Genomic DNA, 14,445 nt, shown 5'->3' on the forward strand with positions numbered 1-14,445 from the left:
TTATTCATCCTCCTTATCCAATCGCTCGCCTGTATTCACATTAAAGTAGACGTTTATAGGCTGCCCCCTAGTCTTCAGTTTCTTGAGGTTATCAATGATTGGCTGCGGGTCTGGGAGCTTAACGATTACGGAAGCCTGTTTGCCAAATGCATTCAGCGAATTTCCAGAAAACCAGACCTCGCTGTCAATAACCACAAAGCGATCGTGCAAGAGGTTGCCTGGTAGAATATGTGTATTAACGGTTATATGCTGCGTCTGGCGAAGATGATCAATTCTTTGGCTGAAGACTGCGGCCTTTTCTTCAGAAGATTTTCCTTTGAAAGATTTACTCGTGGTGAGAATGTCCACAATGACTTCAGGAGAACTCACTTTGTATAAATACTGAGCGAACTGAAGCCCACTGAAATAGGGATCAGCAATGATAATTTGTTTTTTTGCTCCCTGAATAAGGGAATGGAAAAAGCGCATTGCGTCTATACGGCTATCATCATTGAACCACCGCTGACCTTGTGTATCAGCTTGGAGCTTTCGTTCACGCCGAATATGCTGCTCGCGCCGTAACGCTCTGTACCTCAGGGATTCTGTTTTATTGGCTACCACTGAAGTGGTGTTGTGAAGCGTGCTCCGTGAAGCGTGATAAGTCATACGGGGTGAGCCTGGGGAATCATCGATAGGAACGTCAATGATGTGCTGATTTCTGTCAGCAACCCCAACACCTACATTAATACTACGGAGGAAAGGCGCGGGAGCACTGAAAGCCAGAATCCCATGTTCCTGAGAGCGGAGTACGTATCCATATTCACCATCACATGTCCCTTTCATCTGCTGGACGATCCCATCCTCCTGCAGCGACACCGTCTGGAAGTCGGTCAGTAGATTCATATCCTTATCAAACGTAGTGAGTTGGAGTCCTTGCACTGTCTGACCGGGTCTGGGGACAAAACGAAAGAACAGCGATTCTTCGCCGGTAGTTATATCTTCAGTTATGAAATTTTCAATCTGACGGATGACAGGTTGAGGGCTGACATAACACGCACTACCAAGGTACTCCTGATAGGCACGAAAATTTATGTGCATACGACTAGCTATAAAAGCGCAGGCTTGATCATCAAGTAAAAAATGCTCAAATTCCCGGGCACCACTACTGAATCGGCGGTGTATACAGGATGTCATACTGCCAATAAAGGGAGCTGGGTCATTTTCTGCAGAGGGCAGGCTGAATAAACCCTCTCCAATGGGTAAACTCATCAGAGGCCAAGGTTTTTCATCAAATAATGGACCGACAAAAAACTTTATCCCATCGTATTTTTCATTCCTGTCCACTTCACGAGTTGGTAAGGGAGTTTTAGAAAAACCATCACTCAGAGAACGGTACCATTCCAATGCCTCTGATTCTAAAAGTAATACTCGCCGAAAATAAATATTTTCATCAGATCTTTTGACGCGAATCCGGTCAACCCCAGCCATTGGAGGAGGCGGCATTCTCTCTGGAGCAAGCGCAGTCACAGTGGCGAACAATAATCTGGCTGGCCCCTTGCCTTTAGGGGGCGAGATCGTTGCGAGTCTGATAATTGCCCAGCGTTCCGGTGTGTCGAGTAAGTCCATTACTAATAGCCGTCGCGATTTTAATGAGAAAAACACAATATACGCTGGGCCATAGACTGAAATCTAGAGAGTTTCAGATCATCGCTGGTTCAGTCTAGTCAGTCCATGCTTCGTTTGTGCTGACTGCATAAAGATCTCACTTGAGAAAATTTCAGTGATCTGGCATACGAACGATCTTTCCAAAAACTCCAATAATAAAGGTGCAGCTCGTTTTATCTCACTGGTTTCTCTAACCACAACTTAATCCATTTTAAACTGTTCTCACTTGCTTCACACAGACTGCTGTTAGCTACTTCCGCTTCTGGCACACAGCGGACGTTGGTATGAAGCAACACGGCGCCTGTTAATATTAAGCGGAAAGATTAATTAACGTGTCTCCCCGTTTTGTCATCCTCTTCGCTTTTTCCTTTATCCTGCTTCTCTTGCTGCGCATACAGCGACGTGTTCTCACTCGGTAAATGAAAAAATTACCGAAGTTACGAGAACTTGCCTCTGCCACGGGTAATCAGCGTACCGAAACCTGGGCAGAGTGAAGTCATCGCAGCACGAGTGATATGAAGGCGACCCAGACGGTGTCATCTACCTCACTACACACATCGGCCTGCCAGATACTGGTTCGGGGTGTATCTCCGTATCCACGCTGAATATGGTTCTCAGCAATCCAGGGTTCATCACCTCTTCTGGTGTGCCTTGCGCCATAATATGTCCGTTCGCCATGACCACCAGATGGTCACAGTACCGGCTGGCCTGATTAAGGTCGTGCAGCACGGCGACCACCGTTTTCCCCTGAGCCCGGAGTTCGCCCATCAGCCGCATCAGTTCCACCTGATGATTGATATCGAGATAGGTGGTTGGCTCATCGAGTAGTACAACGGGCGTATCCTGCGCCAGGACCATCGCCAGAAATGCGCGCTGTCGCTGACCGCCAGAAAGATCGGTTAACCGTCGGTCAGCAAGATGTTGGATCCGGGTCTGGCTCATAGCATCATGGACCCGCGTATTGTCTTCAACGGAGAGACGCCCCCAGAGTGACAACCACGGGTTGCGACCGTACGAAACAAGCTCCTGGACGGTGATCCCCTCGGGAGTTAAATGGTGCTGGGGCAGCAGCGCCAGCCTGCGGGCTAGCTGGCGTGATGAGAGCGTATTGATGGCACTATCGCCGAGAAATACGCCGCCGGACTGCGGCGTTAACAGTCGTGAAAAACAGTTTAACAACGTTGACTTCCCGCAGCCGTTAGGGCCGAGCAGGGCGGTTGTCTTCCCCGCTGGTAGGGCGAGTGAAATGCCATCAAGCACCTTGTTTGTACCGTAACAGACCGTCAGATTTTCAGTTCGTAATGTCATTTATCGCATTCTCACAAGCAGCCAGACAAACCATGGTGCACCGATAATGGCGGTCAGCACGCCAGCCGGAAGTTCCAGAGGAGGATGAATAATTCGCGCCAGCAGGTCGGCAACCACCAGCAGTAACGCACCTGTCATGGCTGAAACGGGCAGCAGCCAGCGGTGACGTCCACCAGTAATGCTGCGCACCATATGCGGCACCACAAGACCAATAAAGCTAATTGGGCCGCAGACGGCCACGCCGGTCGATGTCATGGCGACGGCCAGTAGCAAAGCCAGGAGCCGAATACGCGGCACCGACACACCGAGCGTGGTGGCGCGCGCATCGCCCAATGCCAGGAGGTCGAGATCGCGGCAAAAACGCAGACTCAGCGGCAGAAACAAAATCAGCAGTGGGGCGGCTATTTTCACAAAGCTCCAGTCACGGCCCCATAAGCTGCCGGTCAGCCACAGCAGGGCGCTGTTCACATCCTGCGGACGCGAAAGCATCAGATAATCCGTCAGGCTGGCCCAGCAGGCAGAGAGCGCAACACCCGTGAGCGCCAGCTTCATCGGCTGGCTGGTGTTCGCCAGTATTCTCAGCAGGATCAGGCCCGCCATGCCACCGGCAAAGGCCAGTAGCGGCAGAGTAATCACCGGTAGTGACGGTAAGAGAAGCAGCGCGCCCACAGAGGCCAGGCTGGCGGCATGGTTTACGCCGAGGATATCCGGTGATGCCAGAGGGTTACGCACGATCCCTTGCACCAGCACGCCTGCCACCGCGAGGGCTGCACCGACAAGCAGCGCCAGCAGCAGTCGCGGCAGGCGGTACGCCGTTAATACGTAATGATATTCGCGCCCGGTCTGCCAGTCGCTCAGCAGAGCACGCCAGGGAACGGCGATCACCCCCATTTGTAGTGACAAAGCCGAAAGTCCTGCCAGCGCGAGGGCGATGAAAATGACGAACGCAATTTTCATCCACGCCTCCTGACCAGCCAGACAAAACAGGGTGCACCAATCAGCGCCACTACTGCCCCCGCGGGCAATTCGCCAGGGAAGGCCAGCGCTCGGGCCAGAACATCAGCCAGCAGCATCAGCGTGGCGCCCATAAGCATGCTCATCGGCAGGACCTTGCGCTGATCGAATCCTACCCAGAAGCGAGCCAGATGCGGCATCAGCAGACCGATAAACGCCACCGGACCTGCCACGCTGACGCAGGTACCGACCAGAAGCAGCACCAGAATATTGATGATCAAACGGAGCTTCGGCAGATCCACCCCCAGCGTGCGGGCGGTGCTGTCACTGACGTTAAGCAGGTTCAGTTGATTAGCCAGCAGCAATACCACCGGTACAGCAACCACTACCATTGGGAAAAGCTGCCAGAACTCCTGCCAACGTGCGTGGGATACGCCTCCCGCAAGCCAGTAAAAAATGCTGTAGGCGTGATCTTCCGTCAGCAGCAGGGTGATGCGGGTAAGGGCCATACAGAAAGCCGAGAACGCGATGCCCGCGAGGATCAGTTTGTTTCTGTCCTGGGTGTGGCGAAATCCACCACCTGCGGTCATCACCATCAGCCAGCTTACGCCACCGCCGCAGGCGGCGATAAAGGCGATGGAGTAACCCGTAACGGGCGCAGGGCTGATAGCGCTGGTAAGCGCCATCGCCAGCGCTGCGCCACTGTTAATACCGAGTAGTGAAGGGGAGGCCATTGCATTATGCGTCAGGGTCTGCAGCAGCGTTCCCGCCAGAGCCAGGCTTGCGCCGATCAAAATGGCGACCAGGCTTCTCGGCAAACGAAGGTTTTGCACCAGCGCTTGTGGAAGCGTCGGCGTATGGCCTGGTAGCAGGGCGTGAATGGCGTCAACGCCGGAAACAGGAATGGCCGAGTAGCAAAACAGACTCAGCCAGAAGATAGCGATAAGCGCGACAAGGGGAAGCCCCCACTGTAGCGCTGGATGTTTGAAAATTGTCATTTCACATCGGATAAAGGCTGGCGGTGAAAGATTTTTACCGTGTCGCTGGCAATGCGTTCGGCTGCGAAAATGCCGCGCATCCGCGCCCAGGCGTTACTGTCGACCGACGCCGTCTGCTGTTTTTGCGCCGCAGTTAACATCTGCCACAGCGGGTCTTGTTGCCAGCGTTTCACGATGCTCTCTTCACGATAGTGCGCGACCAGCAGCCATGCCGGATTGAGCGCCAGCAGCTGTTCCAGACCGATGGACGGCATAGACGAACCCGCCATAGCTGCAGGCACCGTCAGCCCCAGAGAGGTCAGGACGCCCCCGGTCCAGGTCTCCTGCGTGTGCAGGTTGAACTGCTGCTCCCGGGACGTACCAAACACCACCATCGTGTCTTTTGGCAGTTGGCTGGCCCACGCTGACATCTGTTGTTGGTGTTGCGCCAGGCGTGACTGCATCTGTGCTTTTTTACCCACAATTTCACCGATGATGGCCGCAGATTGCAGATTTTCAGCGTAGGTTTCATTGCGAGACTTGAGCAGCAGCACAGGTGCTATTTGCTGTAAGGCGCTGTAAATACCCGCATGGCGGCTGCTGTCGGCAATGATCAGATCCGGTTTCAGCGCGCTGATGGCTTCTAAACTCGGCTGCGCACGCGTGCCGACAGACTGCCAGGGTTTCAGATGGGCACGAACCTCTGGAAGAATGCGTGTGGCATCGTTATCGTCGGCAATGCCGACCGGACTGACATCGACAGCAGCCAGTGCGTCCGCGAACGACAGTTCCAGCACCACTATCCGTTGTGGCGTTTTATCAAGCGTAAAGGTGCCATGTTCGTCATGAACCGTGGCGGCAAAAGCATGGCCGGTGAGCAGCAGAGCGGCGAATAGCGTGCGTAATGGTGTGAACATGTAAATTGCCTGCGTCGGGTGGCGTTTCGTTTGCCCGACCTACAAAACAGCATGCAGGCCGGGTAAACGGGGTTTAGAACTTCAACGAACCCTGCATATACAGCGTGCGCGGCTGGCCTGCGTAGATGCCTTTGTTGTTGTCGTCGTAAGAGCGGGTGAAATACTCTTGGTCGAAGATATTTTTCACACCGAACGCCAGGTTCAGGTCTGCCATCTGCGGGCCGAAGTCATAGGCTACGCGTGCGCCCCAGAGCATAAAGCCAGGGATGCGACCGGTACTGCCATCAGCGCTCTCTTTAACGGTGTTGGCGTTATCCGCAAACTGGCTGGACTGGAAATCGCTATTCAGATTGAAGGTCCAGTTGCCCGGCTTATAGTCCACGCCCAACGTGCCTTTGTGTTTTGGTGAGAAGGGCACCTGATTGCCATAGGTATCGCCTTTCTCGCGAATCTCAGCGTTCACATACGCATAGCTTGCGTAGACTGAAACGTTGTCGAGCGTTGGCGTCAATGTGCCGAGATCATAGCGAGTCTGAGTTTCCAGTCCGGTATGACGCGTTTTACCGCGTGCAGTAACGGTGTCGTTGGTTTGGTTGGAATCGTACTGATTATTAAAGTTAATCAGGAACAGCCCCATTTCCGCCGTCAGCGCGCCATCGTCGTATCGGGTTCCGAGCTCCCAGGTTCGCGCTTTTTCCGGTTCCACATTGCCGCTTTGCACAGCCTTGCCAATTTGGCTGTACTGTACGGTGCCGAATGAGCCTTCAGTGTTTGCATAAAGATTCCAGCTATCAGTCAGGTGATAAAGTACATTTAGCGCCGGAAGTGGGGCGTTGTAGCTTACTTCCTCATGTGTGCCTTTGATGGCGTTGTTCTGGTATGACTCGATATGTTCAAAGCGCATACCCGGTGTGATAGTCCAGTTGCCAATGTCGATTTTGTCATCCAGATACCAGGCGTGCGCTTCGGTGCCCGAACGAGTGTCGCGATCGTAAGGGCTGGCGCTGGACGGCAGTTGTCCACTGCTGGTGGCCGTGTAGTAACGCATTTCATGCGTCGACTCGCTCACATAGCGGTATCCCACGCCCACTTCGTGCGCGGAAGGACCCACCATAAAGCTCTGACTGTAGCGTGGTTCAATGCCGCGTACCCAGTAGTTACGCGGTGAAAGGGTGAGGCGTTTTCCCTGTTCCAGGTAGCCGCTGCGCAGGGTTTCAGTGTAGAAGCCCTGAATATTGAATTTATGCTGGCTGTCCGGCTGGAACTGATAGCCGAGGCTTGCCAGCTTGCGGCGCCCCCAGAAGCGATCGTAAGGGCGCGTGGATTGCCAGCGGTCGGCATCGTAATCCGCGCGAGACAGGCCGCCGGGCATGTCAGCTTCACCGTCGTAGTATTGCAACAGGCTGTTGAAGGTATGCACTTCGTTTGGCGCATATTTGCTTTTCAGCATCAGGTCGTCGATGCGGGTCGCGCTGTGTTCGCGCCAGTCGCTTCCACGTGTACCGGAGTAAAGCAGGGCGGTACCAAAACCGTTATCCGCCGTGCCGCCCACCATCAGGTTGTGCGTTTCTTTTGGGTTATTTTGTGAAGATGTTGGGCTGAGCTGGCCTTCCACGCCGGCTTCCATGCCGAAGTCTTGCGGAATAGCGCGGGTAACAAAGTTCACCACCCCGCCCACGCTCTGTGGCCCGTAACGCACCGCGCCACCGCCGCGAACCACGTCGATGGCGTCCATATTTCCGAGTGAGACGGGCGCCAGTGAAAGCTGCGGCTGGCCGTAAGGGGCAAACGGCACGGGAATACCGTCCATCAGCACCGTTGAACGGCTGGCCAGGCGCGGATTCAGGCCGCGAATACCAAAGTTCATTGCCAGATCGTGGCTACCGGTGCCGTTGTTTTCTGGGGCGGTAACGCCAGGAATGCGGTTCAGTACCTCGCGCATGGATGTTGCGCCGGTTTTGTCAAAATCCTCACGGCGGATAACGTCACGTGCGCCGGCATGCTCGAATACGTCGTTTTCGCGCGCATCCCCCAGCCAGTCGCCCACCACGGTCAGGGCATCTTCTTGCGGTGTTGGTGCGGGCTCCAGCGTCCAGCTGTTATTACCCAGCGGTTTCACCTGCAGGCCACTACCGTTCAGCAGGTGTTGCAGGCCGGTTTCGACGTCGTAGTCACCGTGAAGACCGTTACTCTGTTTGCCGCGCGTCAGGCTGGCGTCAACCGACAGGGTAATTCCGCTGAGCGCGGCATACTGATTAAGGGCTTTGTCGAGCGAACCCGGTGCAATATCAACCTGCGCTGCGAAGGCGGATAACGACAGCCCGGCCAACGGCAGCAGGCTCAGGCGAACGGCGTTAACCAAAGGTGTTGTTTTGCGAAAAACGCGTAAAGGCGTCATACCTTCTCCATCATCATTTTTGTTGTGTTCATCTATGAGTCGAATGAGAAGGGGAAAAAGGACAATCGAAATGAGAATTATTTTTCTTACAGTGCGGAAATATTTACCCAGTATCGCGTAACTGACTGAATTTTCACTGGAAGAGTCTTGGCAATAACATCCAGGATTGCATCAGTATTTTTCAGCGGGAAAGTGCCACTCAGGCGTAACCCGGCTACAGCCGGATCGCAGCGCAGCACGCCGTTGCGATAACGGCTCAGCGTGGCAATCACTTCACTCAAAGGTTTATCGCTGAAGCTCAGAATGCCCTGCGTCCAGGTGGCGCTTTCATCATCCGCTGAGGCTACTGCACCAAATTCAGACGCGCTAAACTGCAGGCTCTCGCCAGCGCTGACGATGCGTTTTTCCTGCGGACGATTTGCCAGTAAGACTTCAACAGCGTGTTGTTGAACGACAACGCGTGTGACGTTGTCCTGCTGGTAGACGGTAAATTCTGTGCCTAATGCGGTGAGCTGGCCCTGGCGGGTCACAATGCGGAAAGGTCTCTGCTGCGCGTCTTTTGCGGTAGTAATAGCAATTTCGCCATACCAGAGATGGACAGCGCGTTGACGCGTATCAAAACGAACGTCCGCGGCGCTTTGTGTGTTGAGCGTCAGCAGAGAACCATCTTCCAGCCGCTGATGGCTGACCGCGCCTTTGGCGGTGCGGTAATCCGCGCGCAGACCTTCACCGGCTTCAGACTGCCAGAGCTGCCAGCCGCCGCCCACGCCGAGCAGCAGCAGTAGCCCTTTCATGACATGACGACGGGTAAGGCGCGTATCGTGCAGCGCCCGGCTGGCAACATCGCCCGGTACGCGGCTGAGCTGGCTGCGCAGGTTTTCAACCTGTTGCCAGGCCCACTGATGATCTTTGTCCTCTTCGTACCATTGTTGCCAGCGCGCTTCTTGCTGTGGGCTGACACGCTCGCCGCTCAATACAGCATACCAGTGCGATGCCGAGCGCAATGCCTGGCGGCGAGAATCGGTGATAGAAGCGTTCACAGACCGTGCTCCAGACGAAACAGCAGACAATGTTCGATAGCCTTTGCCATATACTTTTTCACCGAACTGACGGAGATACCGAGCTTCAGCGCGATCTCGCTGTATGTCAGACCATCCAGTTGCGAAAGCAGAAACGCTTCTCGTGTTTTTCCGTTCAGCCCGTCAAGCATGCTGTCGATGAGTTGCAGGGTTTCGAGCTGGCTCTCGCGTTCCTCGGGGGAAGGCGCGAGCGCCTCCGGCATAAGCGCCAACATCTCCAGATAGGCTTTTTCCAGCGCGTTTCGGCGAAACAGGTCGACCATCACCCGTTTGGCGAGAGTGCACAGAAAGGAGCGCGGATCGCGGATCGTCGAGAGCGAGTCGCTGCCCATTACCCGTAGAAAAGTGTCCTGGGCAATGTCATCTGCATCAAAGGCGGACTGGAGTTTGCGCGTCAGCCAGCTTTTCAACCAGCCGTGATGTGCGCCATAAAGCGACTCGAGCGTAAAGGAAGCAGTGGTAGTGGCGTGGTCAGACATGTGGAATGTATCAAAAGTTAATTATCACGCGATTATAGTAATATGAGAATGGTTATCATTACAATTAGAAATATAATTGTATTACGTTGAACTTCTTAATGCGTTGTTATTTATAAAAATGTTATGAGGTGGATATCGGATGGGGAAGGGGAGTCTGCTTCTGGCATGTGACGGTTGGAATGACATCTGACCATGTCTGCTGTGAGCATGGAGCAGACGAATGCTTTAAAGCATGCTGAACTCTTTAAAAGTAAACCGTTTTTGGGAGGACACCGAGAGCAGAGCAGCTGTTACTTTTCGGGAAAAGGTGAGTTGCGGATCAGGAAATGCTCAATCGAGTCGATTAAACCGGGAGCTAAGGGGAGCGCGGGTTCAGCGTATGTCGCGATATTCGCTTTGCGATCGTCCGAAGTCACCTCTTTCATAACATGGTTCATATTGGGCAGTATAACCAGGGACGCTTGAGGATTCGCGGCCTTAAGCAGTCTTGCATCCGTTTCTTCCACCTGGAGATCGCGTTGCCCTTGTAGCACTAACACGGGTTTGGAAATACTCGAAATGAGATGACCCGGATTATATGAAAACGCATTGATCAAAAACCCCTGAACAGCAGGATTAAAGATACTTTGCAGTGCTGGGTGAATATTCGTAATATCGACTCGCCGCCGATGCTCCAGAGCATCAATTATCGGCTGCGCCTGCTTTAATAGAATTTCATTTTCCGGATTAGCGTTAAGTTGCCCCCTCAACACCTCGCCCATCGGCCTCCCAGGCGTTGCGATAAGAACCACACCGCACACATTCTCTTCTTGAGCCGAGGCAAGTGCGACCAGGCCCCCTTCGCTGTGTCCTAAAACCCAAACACAGGGAGTGTGCATGTGACGTCTAAGCACGTCTACCCATGATCGAATGTCGTCAACATAGTCAGCAATCGTCACCGCATTGGCATCGTCTACGGCCATTGCGCTAGCGAACATTCCACGTTTGTCGATACGAAGCGTCGCAAAACCTTTGGCAGCCAGGCCTTCAGCAAGAAGTCGGTAAGGCGATGCATTCACACCAAGCGGGTTGTTTCCATCCCGATCGGTTGGCCCGGAGCCAGGAACGATAAGAACAACGGCTGTTGGTTTTGAATTCGGGGTGAGTAACGTGCCTTTCAAAGGGCCTTTTGGCCCTGCGGCATCCAGGGCAGTTTCGGAAAAGGTCACCGGTACTGCCGCCAGACTCACAAATGGGCAAGCGCCCAAAAGGGCAATTGAGGCGGCAATATTCATTGGAGATGTTCCTGTAAAATTCAGCGTACCCGTCAATTTATATTATAAATATGGCCTGCTCTACATTGATTAATATATCAGCAGTGATAGAAAACGCCGCTTCTGGGCACAGAGCGGACGTACTGGGTGAGTTTAAAGTCTACTGTGAGCGAAGAGTGGACATCTCAACTCATTGTTGTTCCTGTCTATTGATATGGAAGCCCGGAACGGTAAGCGTCTGGAACAAATACCTGCGGCTATTATGAATGAAGTGTTGGCCAGACTAAGTTGCGGTTTTGATATGCGCACTGAGCAATGGCATAAAAGCAAAAAGCCTGCTTAGTTTCCTAAGCAGGCTTCTTAAATATGGCTCCTCTGACTGGACTCGAACCAGTGACATACGGATTAACAGTCCGCCGTTCTACCGACTGAACTACAGAGGAATCGTTTGAACGAGGCGCATATTAGCGAGGGTGGTGAGGCTTGTCAAAGGGGTAAATACATTTGTGTGTTCGTTTGCTGACAAAATCAGCAAAGCGGCGATCTTTCCGTCTTTTTATGCTTTTGCCCCATTCTGGTGCGTGTCTACCTCTTCCAGGGCAGCCTGAATGAGATACTCAGGTGTGCAGAATGATCTTCCTTCGCTTTTACTCCTGACTTTACGCGGCTTTAACCGTAAAACACCGTTTTAGACGAAAGTGGCAAGCATCTTGCAATCCTGAATTTAATGACTGCCAGCACGGGTTCTGGTATTCCGACAGGAGGCAAAATGAACTTCAGACGACTGAAATATTTCGTGAAAATCGTCGATATTGGTAGCCTGACCCAGGCAGCGGAAGTGTTGCACATTGCGCAACCCGCGCTGAGCCAGCAGGTCGCTACGCTGGAAGGTGAGCTGGATCAGCAATTGCTGATTCGTACCAAGCGTGGCGTCACGCCGACGGAAGCAGGAAAAGTGCTATATACCCACGCCCGGACGATTTTACGTCAGTGCGAACAGGCGCAACTTGCGGTTAATAACGTGGGCCAGACCTTGAGTGGACAGGTCTCTATCGGCCTTGCGCCGGGGACAGTCGCGTCATCCATTACCATGCCGTTATTACAGACGCTACGTGCCGAACTGCCTGATGTGCTGGTCTATTTGCATGAAAACAGTGGGGCAGTGCTGAATGACAAGCTGCTCAGCGGGCAATTAGATATGGCAGTGCTCTATGAGCGTTCTCCTGTGGCGGGCATCAGCAGTCAACCGTTGCTTAAAGAGGATCTGTACCTGGTCGGCACGCGTGACTGTCCTGGCCAAAGCGTCGATTTAGCCGCAGTGGCGCAGATGAATTTGTTCTTGCCACGGGATTACAGCGCGGTTCGCCTGCGCGTGGATGAAGCTTTTTCGCTACGTCGCTTAACGGCTAAAGTGATTGGCGAAATTGAGTCTATCTCCACCCTAACGGCCGCCATTGCCAGTGGTATGGGTGTCACAGTGTTGCCTGAGTCGGCCGCCCGTTCATTATGCAATGCGGCGAACGGCTGGATGGCGCGCATCACAACACCATCGATGAATCTGCCATTATCGTTGAACGTATCAGCCAGAGGGAGTTTATCGCCCCAGGCGCAGGCCGTGAAGGAGATCCTGTTGTCGCTGGTCAGCCGTCCGGCGCTGGAAAATCGCGAGCTGCAGCTGGTCAGCTAAACCTTATTCCCACAAGGAATAAGATGCAGGTTTTTATTATTTGTTATGCCGGGCATCAGACTTTAACAATAGCGTAATGTCTGATGTGCCCGGAGCGAAACGTGAATTTCCAGCAACTTAAAATAATCCGCGAGGCGGCCCGTCAGGATTACAACCTGACAGAGGTCGCGAATATACTGTACACCTCGCAGTCGGGCGTCAGCCGACACATTCGTGAACTTGAAGATGAACTTGGTATCGAGATTTTTATCCGTCGCGGTAAACGCCTGTTGGGCATGACCGAACCGGGTAAAGCCTTGCTGGTTATTGCCGAGCGTATTCTGAATGAGGCCAGTAATGTTCGTCGACTGGCGGATCTGTTTACCAATGACACGTCCGGCGTTCTGACGATTGCCACCACGCATACCCAGGCACGCTATAGCTTGCCTGCGGTGATAAAAGCTTTTCGTGAGCTGTTCCCTGAGGTGCGTCTGGAACTTATTCAGGGTACGCCACAGGAGATTGATGTCCTGCTACAAAATGGCGGGGCAGATATCGGAATTGCCAGTGAGCGGCTGAGCAGCGATCCATTGTTGGTGGCTTTTCCCTGGTTTCGTTGGCACCACAGCCTGCTTGTTCCTCACGACCATCCATTAGTGAAAGCCTCTCCGCTCACGCTGGAGTCTATTGCTCACTGGCCGTTAATTACCTATCGTCAGGGGATTACAGGGCGTTCTCGCATCGATGAAGCATTTGCTCGCAAAGGGCTGATACCGGATATTATTCTCAGCGCCCAGGACTCGGATGTGATTAAAACTTACGTGTCGCTGGGGTTGGGGATTGGGCTGGTGGCAGAGCAATCCAGCGGCGAGCAGGAAGAGGGGACCTTAACCCGTCTGGATACCCGGCATTTGTTTGATGCAAATACCGTTTGGCTGGGGCTTAAACGCGGACAGCTGCAGCGCAACTACGTCTGGCGATTCATCGAGCTATGCAATGCAGGGCTATCCGTCGATGAAATTAAGCGCCAGGCGATGGAGCCAGATGAAGCGGTGATTGATTATCAGATTTAACTACAAAAGCCCGTGAGCGAACGGGCTTCTCTGACGTCGCTGAATGGCGGGTAGAAAGCTGCGTTACCTCAAGGTCTCCAGCCTCAGATCCTGCGTCGGCACCCGCGACAATATCGAACAAGACACCGCCCGTCCCGAATCCGCATAAATAAACTGAAATCCATTCTTCACCGAAAGAACATCTCGATTGGTAAACGTATAGAATTTATTACTCTGACTACGCCGGGCATCGGAAACATAAAAACTATTGTTTTCCCACAGCACGCTAACGTGCTGGAACAAATGAAATGTCACCTCCGCCCAGCCTCTGTCCGGGCAACGTAGCGTGACTTTCTCACCGGCTATTGTACTCAGTGGAATTACTAATAAAGCGGTTAGCGCTGCTTTCAGCAGTATCGGCATGGGCAAGTATGGGTCTCATTCTGATGTCGTTGCACGATAAGATACTTAACCATGACGTTAACGAATTGGATCATAGAGACATTTTGCATAAGCAGACGGACATTCTCCTGTCGGCACTATGGAAAAAACTGGTGTGGAGTGAAGCGCTCTACCTGCTAATGGGATCGCAGAAAAGCAAAAAGCCTGCTTAGTTTCCTAAGCAGGCTTCTTAAATATGGCTCCTCTGACTGGACTCGAACCAGTGACATACGGATTAACAGTCCGCCGTTCTACCGACTGAACTACAGAGGAATCG

General features: G+C 53.1%; 11 protein-coding genes and 2 tRNA genes. 2 read left to right on the forward strand and 11 right to left on the reverse strand.

Features of this window, described 5'->3' with window-relative positions:
• The 10 genes from C2U43_RS09775 to C2U43_RS09820 form a co-directional block, all read right to left on the reverse strand.
• The gene (locus tag C2U43_RS09775) at positions 1 to 1,605 is read right to left on the reverse strand and encodes a VPA1262 family N-terminal domain-containing protein (protein ID WP_103285029.1); all 1,605 of its coding nucleotides are present in this window, start codon (positions 1,603 to 1,605) and stop codon (positions 1 to 3) included.
• Positions 1,606 to 2,184: 579 nt separating this feature from the next.
• On the reverse strand, positions 2,185 to 2,952 hold the full coding sequence (fecE, locus tag C2U43_RS09780; RefSeq protein ID WP_103285030.1) for a Fe(3+) dicitrate ABC transporter ATP-binding protein FecE: 768 nt from the start codon (positions 2,950 to 2,952) through the stop codon (positions 2,185 to 2,187).
• The gene (gene fecD, locus C2U43_RS09785) at positions 2,953 to 3,909 is read right to left on the reverse strand and encodes a Fe(3+) dicitrate ABC transporter permease subunit FecD (protein WP_103285031.1); all 957 of its coding nucleotides are present in this window, start codon (positions 3,907 to 3,909) and stop codon (positions 2,953 to 2,955) included.
• A complete protein-coding gene (gene fecC, locus C2U43_RS09790) occupies positions 3,906 to 4,904 on the reverse strand; it encodes an iron-dicitrate ABC transporter permease FecC (protein ID WP_103285032.1) in 999 nt (332 codons plus the stop codon). The genes fecD and fecC overlap by 4 nt, the downstream gene beginning before the upstream one ends.
• Positions 4,901 to 5,800, reverse strand: coding sequence for a Fe(3+) dicitrate ABC transporter substrate-binding protein FecB (locus C2U43_RS09795; protein ID WP_079934880.1), 900 nt, complete (start codon positions 5,798 to 5,800; stop codon positions 4,901 to 4,903). Before C2U43_RS09795 ends, fecC begins: the two co-directional genes overlap by 4 nt.
• A 73-nt stretch (positions 5,801 to 5,873) precedes the next feature.
• Positions 5,874 to 8,198, reverse strand: a complete 2,325-nt coding sequence (gene fecA, locus C2U43_RS09800; RefSeq protein WP_103285033.1) for a TonB-dependent Fe(3+) dicitrate receptor FecA — start codon at positions 8,196 to 8,198, stop codon at positions 5,874 to 5,876.
• Positions 8,199 to 8,284: 86 nt separating this feature from the next.
• The gene (gene fecR / locus C2U43_RS09805) at positions 8,285 to 9,238 is read right to left on the reverse strand and encodes a ferric citrate uptake sigma factor regulator FecR (RefSeq protein ID WP_103285034.1); all 954 of its coding nucleotides are present in this window, start codon (positions 9,236 to 9,238) and stop codon (positions 8,285 to 8,287) included.
• Complete coding sequence (fecI, locus tag C2U43_RS09810) at positions 9,235 to 9,756, reverse strand: ferric citrate uptake sigma factor FecI (RefSeq protein WP_008784388.1); 522 nt, start codon at positions 9,754 to 9,756, stop codon at positions 9,235 to 9,237. The genes fecR and fecI overlap by 4 nt, the downstream gene beginning before the upstream one ends.
• 290 nt (positions 9,757 to 10,046) lie before the next feature.
• Positions 10,047 to 11,030: an alpha/beta hydrolase gene (locus C2U43_RS09815; RefSeq protein ID WP_103285035.1), complete on the reverse strand. Its 984-nt coding sequence runs from the start codon at positions 11,028 to 11,030 to the stop codon at positions 10,047 to 10,049.
• A gap of 346 nt (positions 11,031 to 11,376) precedes the next feature.
• Positions 11,377 to 11,452: transfer RNA gene (locus C2U43_RS09820), tRNA-Asn, on the reverse strand.
• A 326-nt stretch (positions 11,453 to 11,778) separates the two neighbouring features.
• Here C2U43_RS09820 and nac point away from each other — a divergent pair.
• The gene (gene nac / locus C2U43_RS09825) at positions 11,779 to 12,696 is read left to right on the forward strand and encodes a nitrogen assimilation transcriptional regulator NAC (protein WP_103285036.1); all 918 of its coding nucleotides are present in this window, start codon (positions 11,779 to 11,781) and stop codon (positions 12,694 to 12,696) included.
• Between the two features lie 101 nt (positions 12,697 to 12,797).
• A complete protein-coding gene (cbl, locus tag C2U43_RS09830) occupies positions 12,798 to 13,748 on the forward strand; it encodes an HTH-type transcriptional regulator Cbl (RefSeq protein WP_048214440.1) in 951 nt (316 codons plus the stop codon).
• A 617-nt stretch (positions 13,749 to 14,365) separates the two neighbouring features.
• On the opposite strand, the gene C2U43_RS09845 is transcribed toward cbl, so the two are convergent.
• A tRNA-Asn gene (locus C2U43_RS09845) sits at positions 14,366 to 14,441 on the reverse strand.
• Positions 14,442 to 14,445: the final 4 nt, after the last annotated feature.

The organism is Citrobacter freundii complex sp. CFNIH9 (assembly GCF_002903305.1).
GTDB lineage: Bacteria > Pseudomonadota > Gammaproteobacteria > Enterobacterales > Enterobacteriaceae > Citrobacter > Citrobacter portucalensis.

Bases quoted from the DNA above. Each gene is read 5' to 3' on its own strand.
- C2U43_RS09775 (WP_103285029.1), bottom strand. From the start codon at position 1,605: ATGGACTTACTCGACACACCGGAACGCTGGGCAATTATCAGACTCGCA.
- fecE (WP_103285030.1), bottom strand. From the start codon at position 2,952: ATGACATTACGAACTGAAAATCTGACGGTCTGTTACGGTACAAACAAG.
- fecD (WP_103285031.1), bottom strand. From the start codon at position 3,909: ATGAAAATTGCGTTCGTCATTTTCATCGCCCTCGCGCTGGCAGGACTT.
- fecC (WP_103285032.1), bottom strand. From the start codon at position 4,904: ATGACAATTTTCAAACATCCAGCGCTACAGTGGGGGCTTCCCCTTGTC.
- C2U43_RS09795 (WP_079934880.1), bottom strand. From the start codon at position 5,800: ATGTTCACACCATTACGCACGCTATTCGCCGCTCTGCTGCTCACCGGC.
- fecA (WP_103285033.1), bottom strand. From the start codon at position 8,198: ATGACGCCTTTACGCGTTTTTCGCAAAACAACACCTTTGGTTAACGCC.
- fecI (WP_008784388.1), bottom strand. From the start codon at position 9,756: ATGTCTGACCACGCCACTACCACTGCTTCCTTTACGCTCGAGTCGCTT.
- C2U43_RS09815 (WP_103285035.1), bottom strand. From the start codon at position 11,030: ATGAATATTGCCGCCTCAATTGCCCTTTTGGGCGCTTGCCCATTTGTG.
- nac (WP_103285036.1), top strand. From the start codon at position 11,779: ATGAACTTCAGACGACTGAAATATTTCGTGAAAATCGTCGATATTGGT.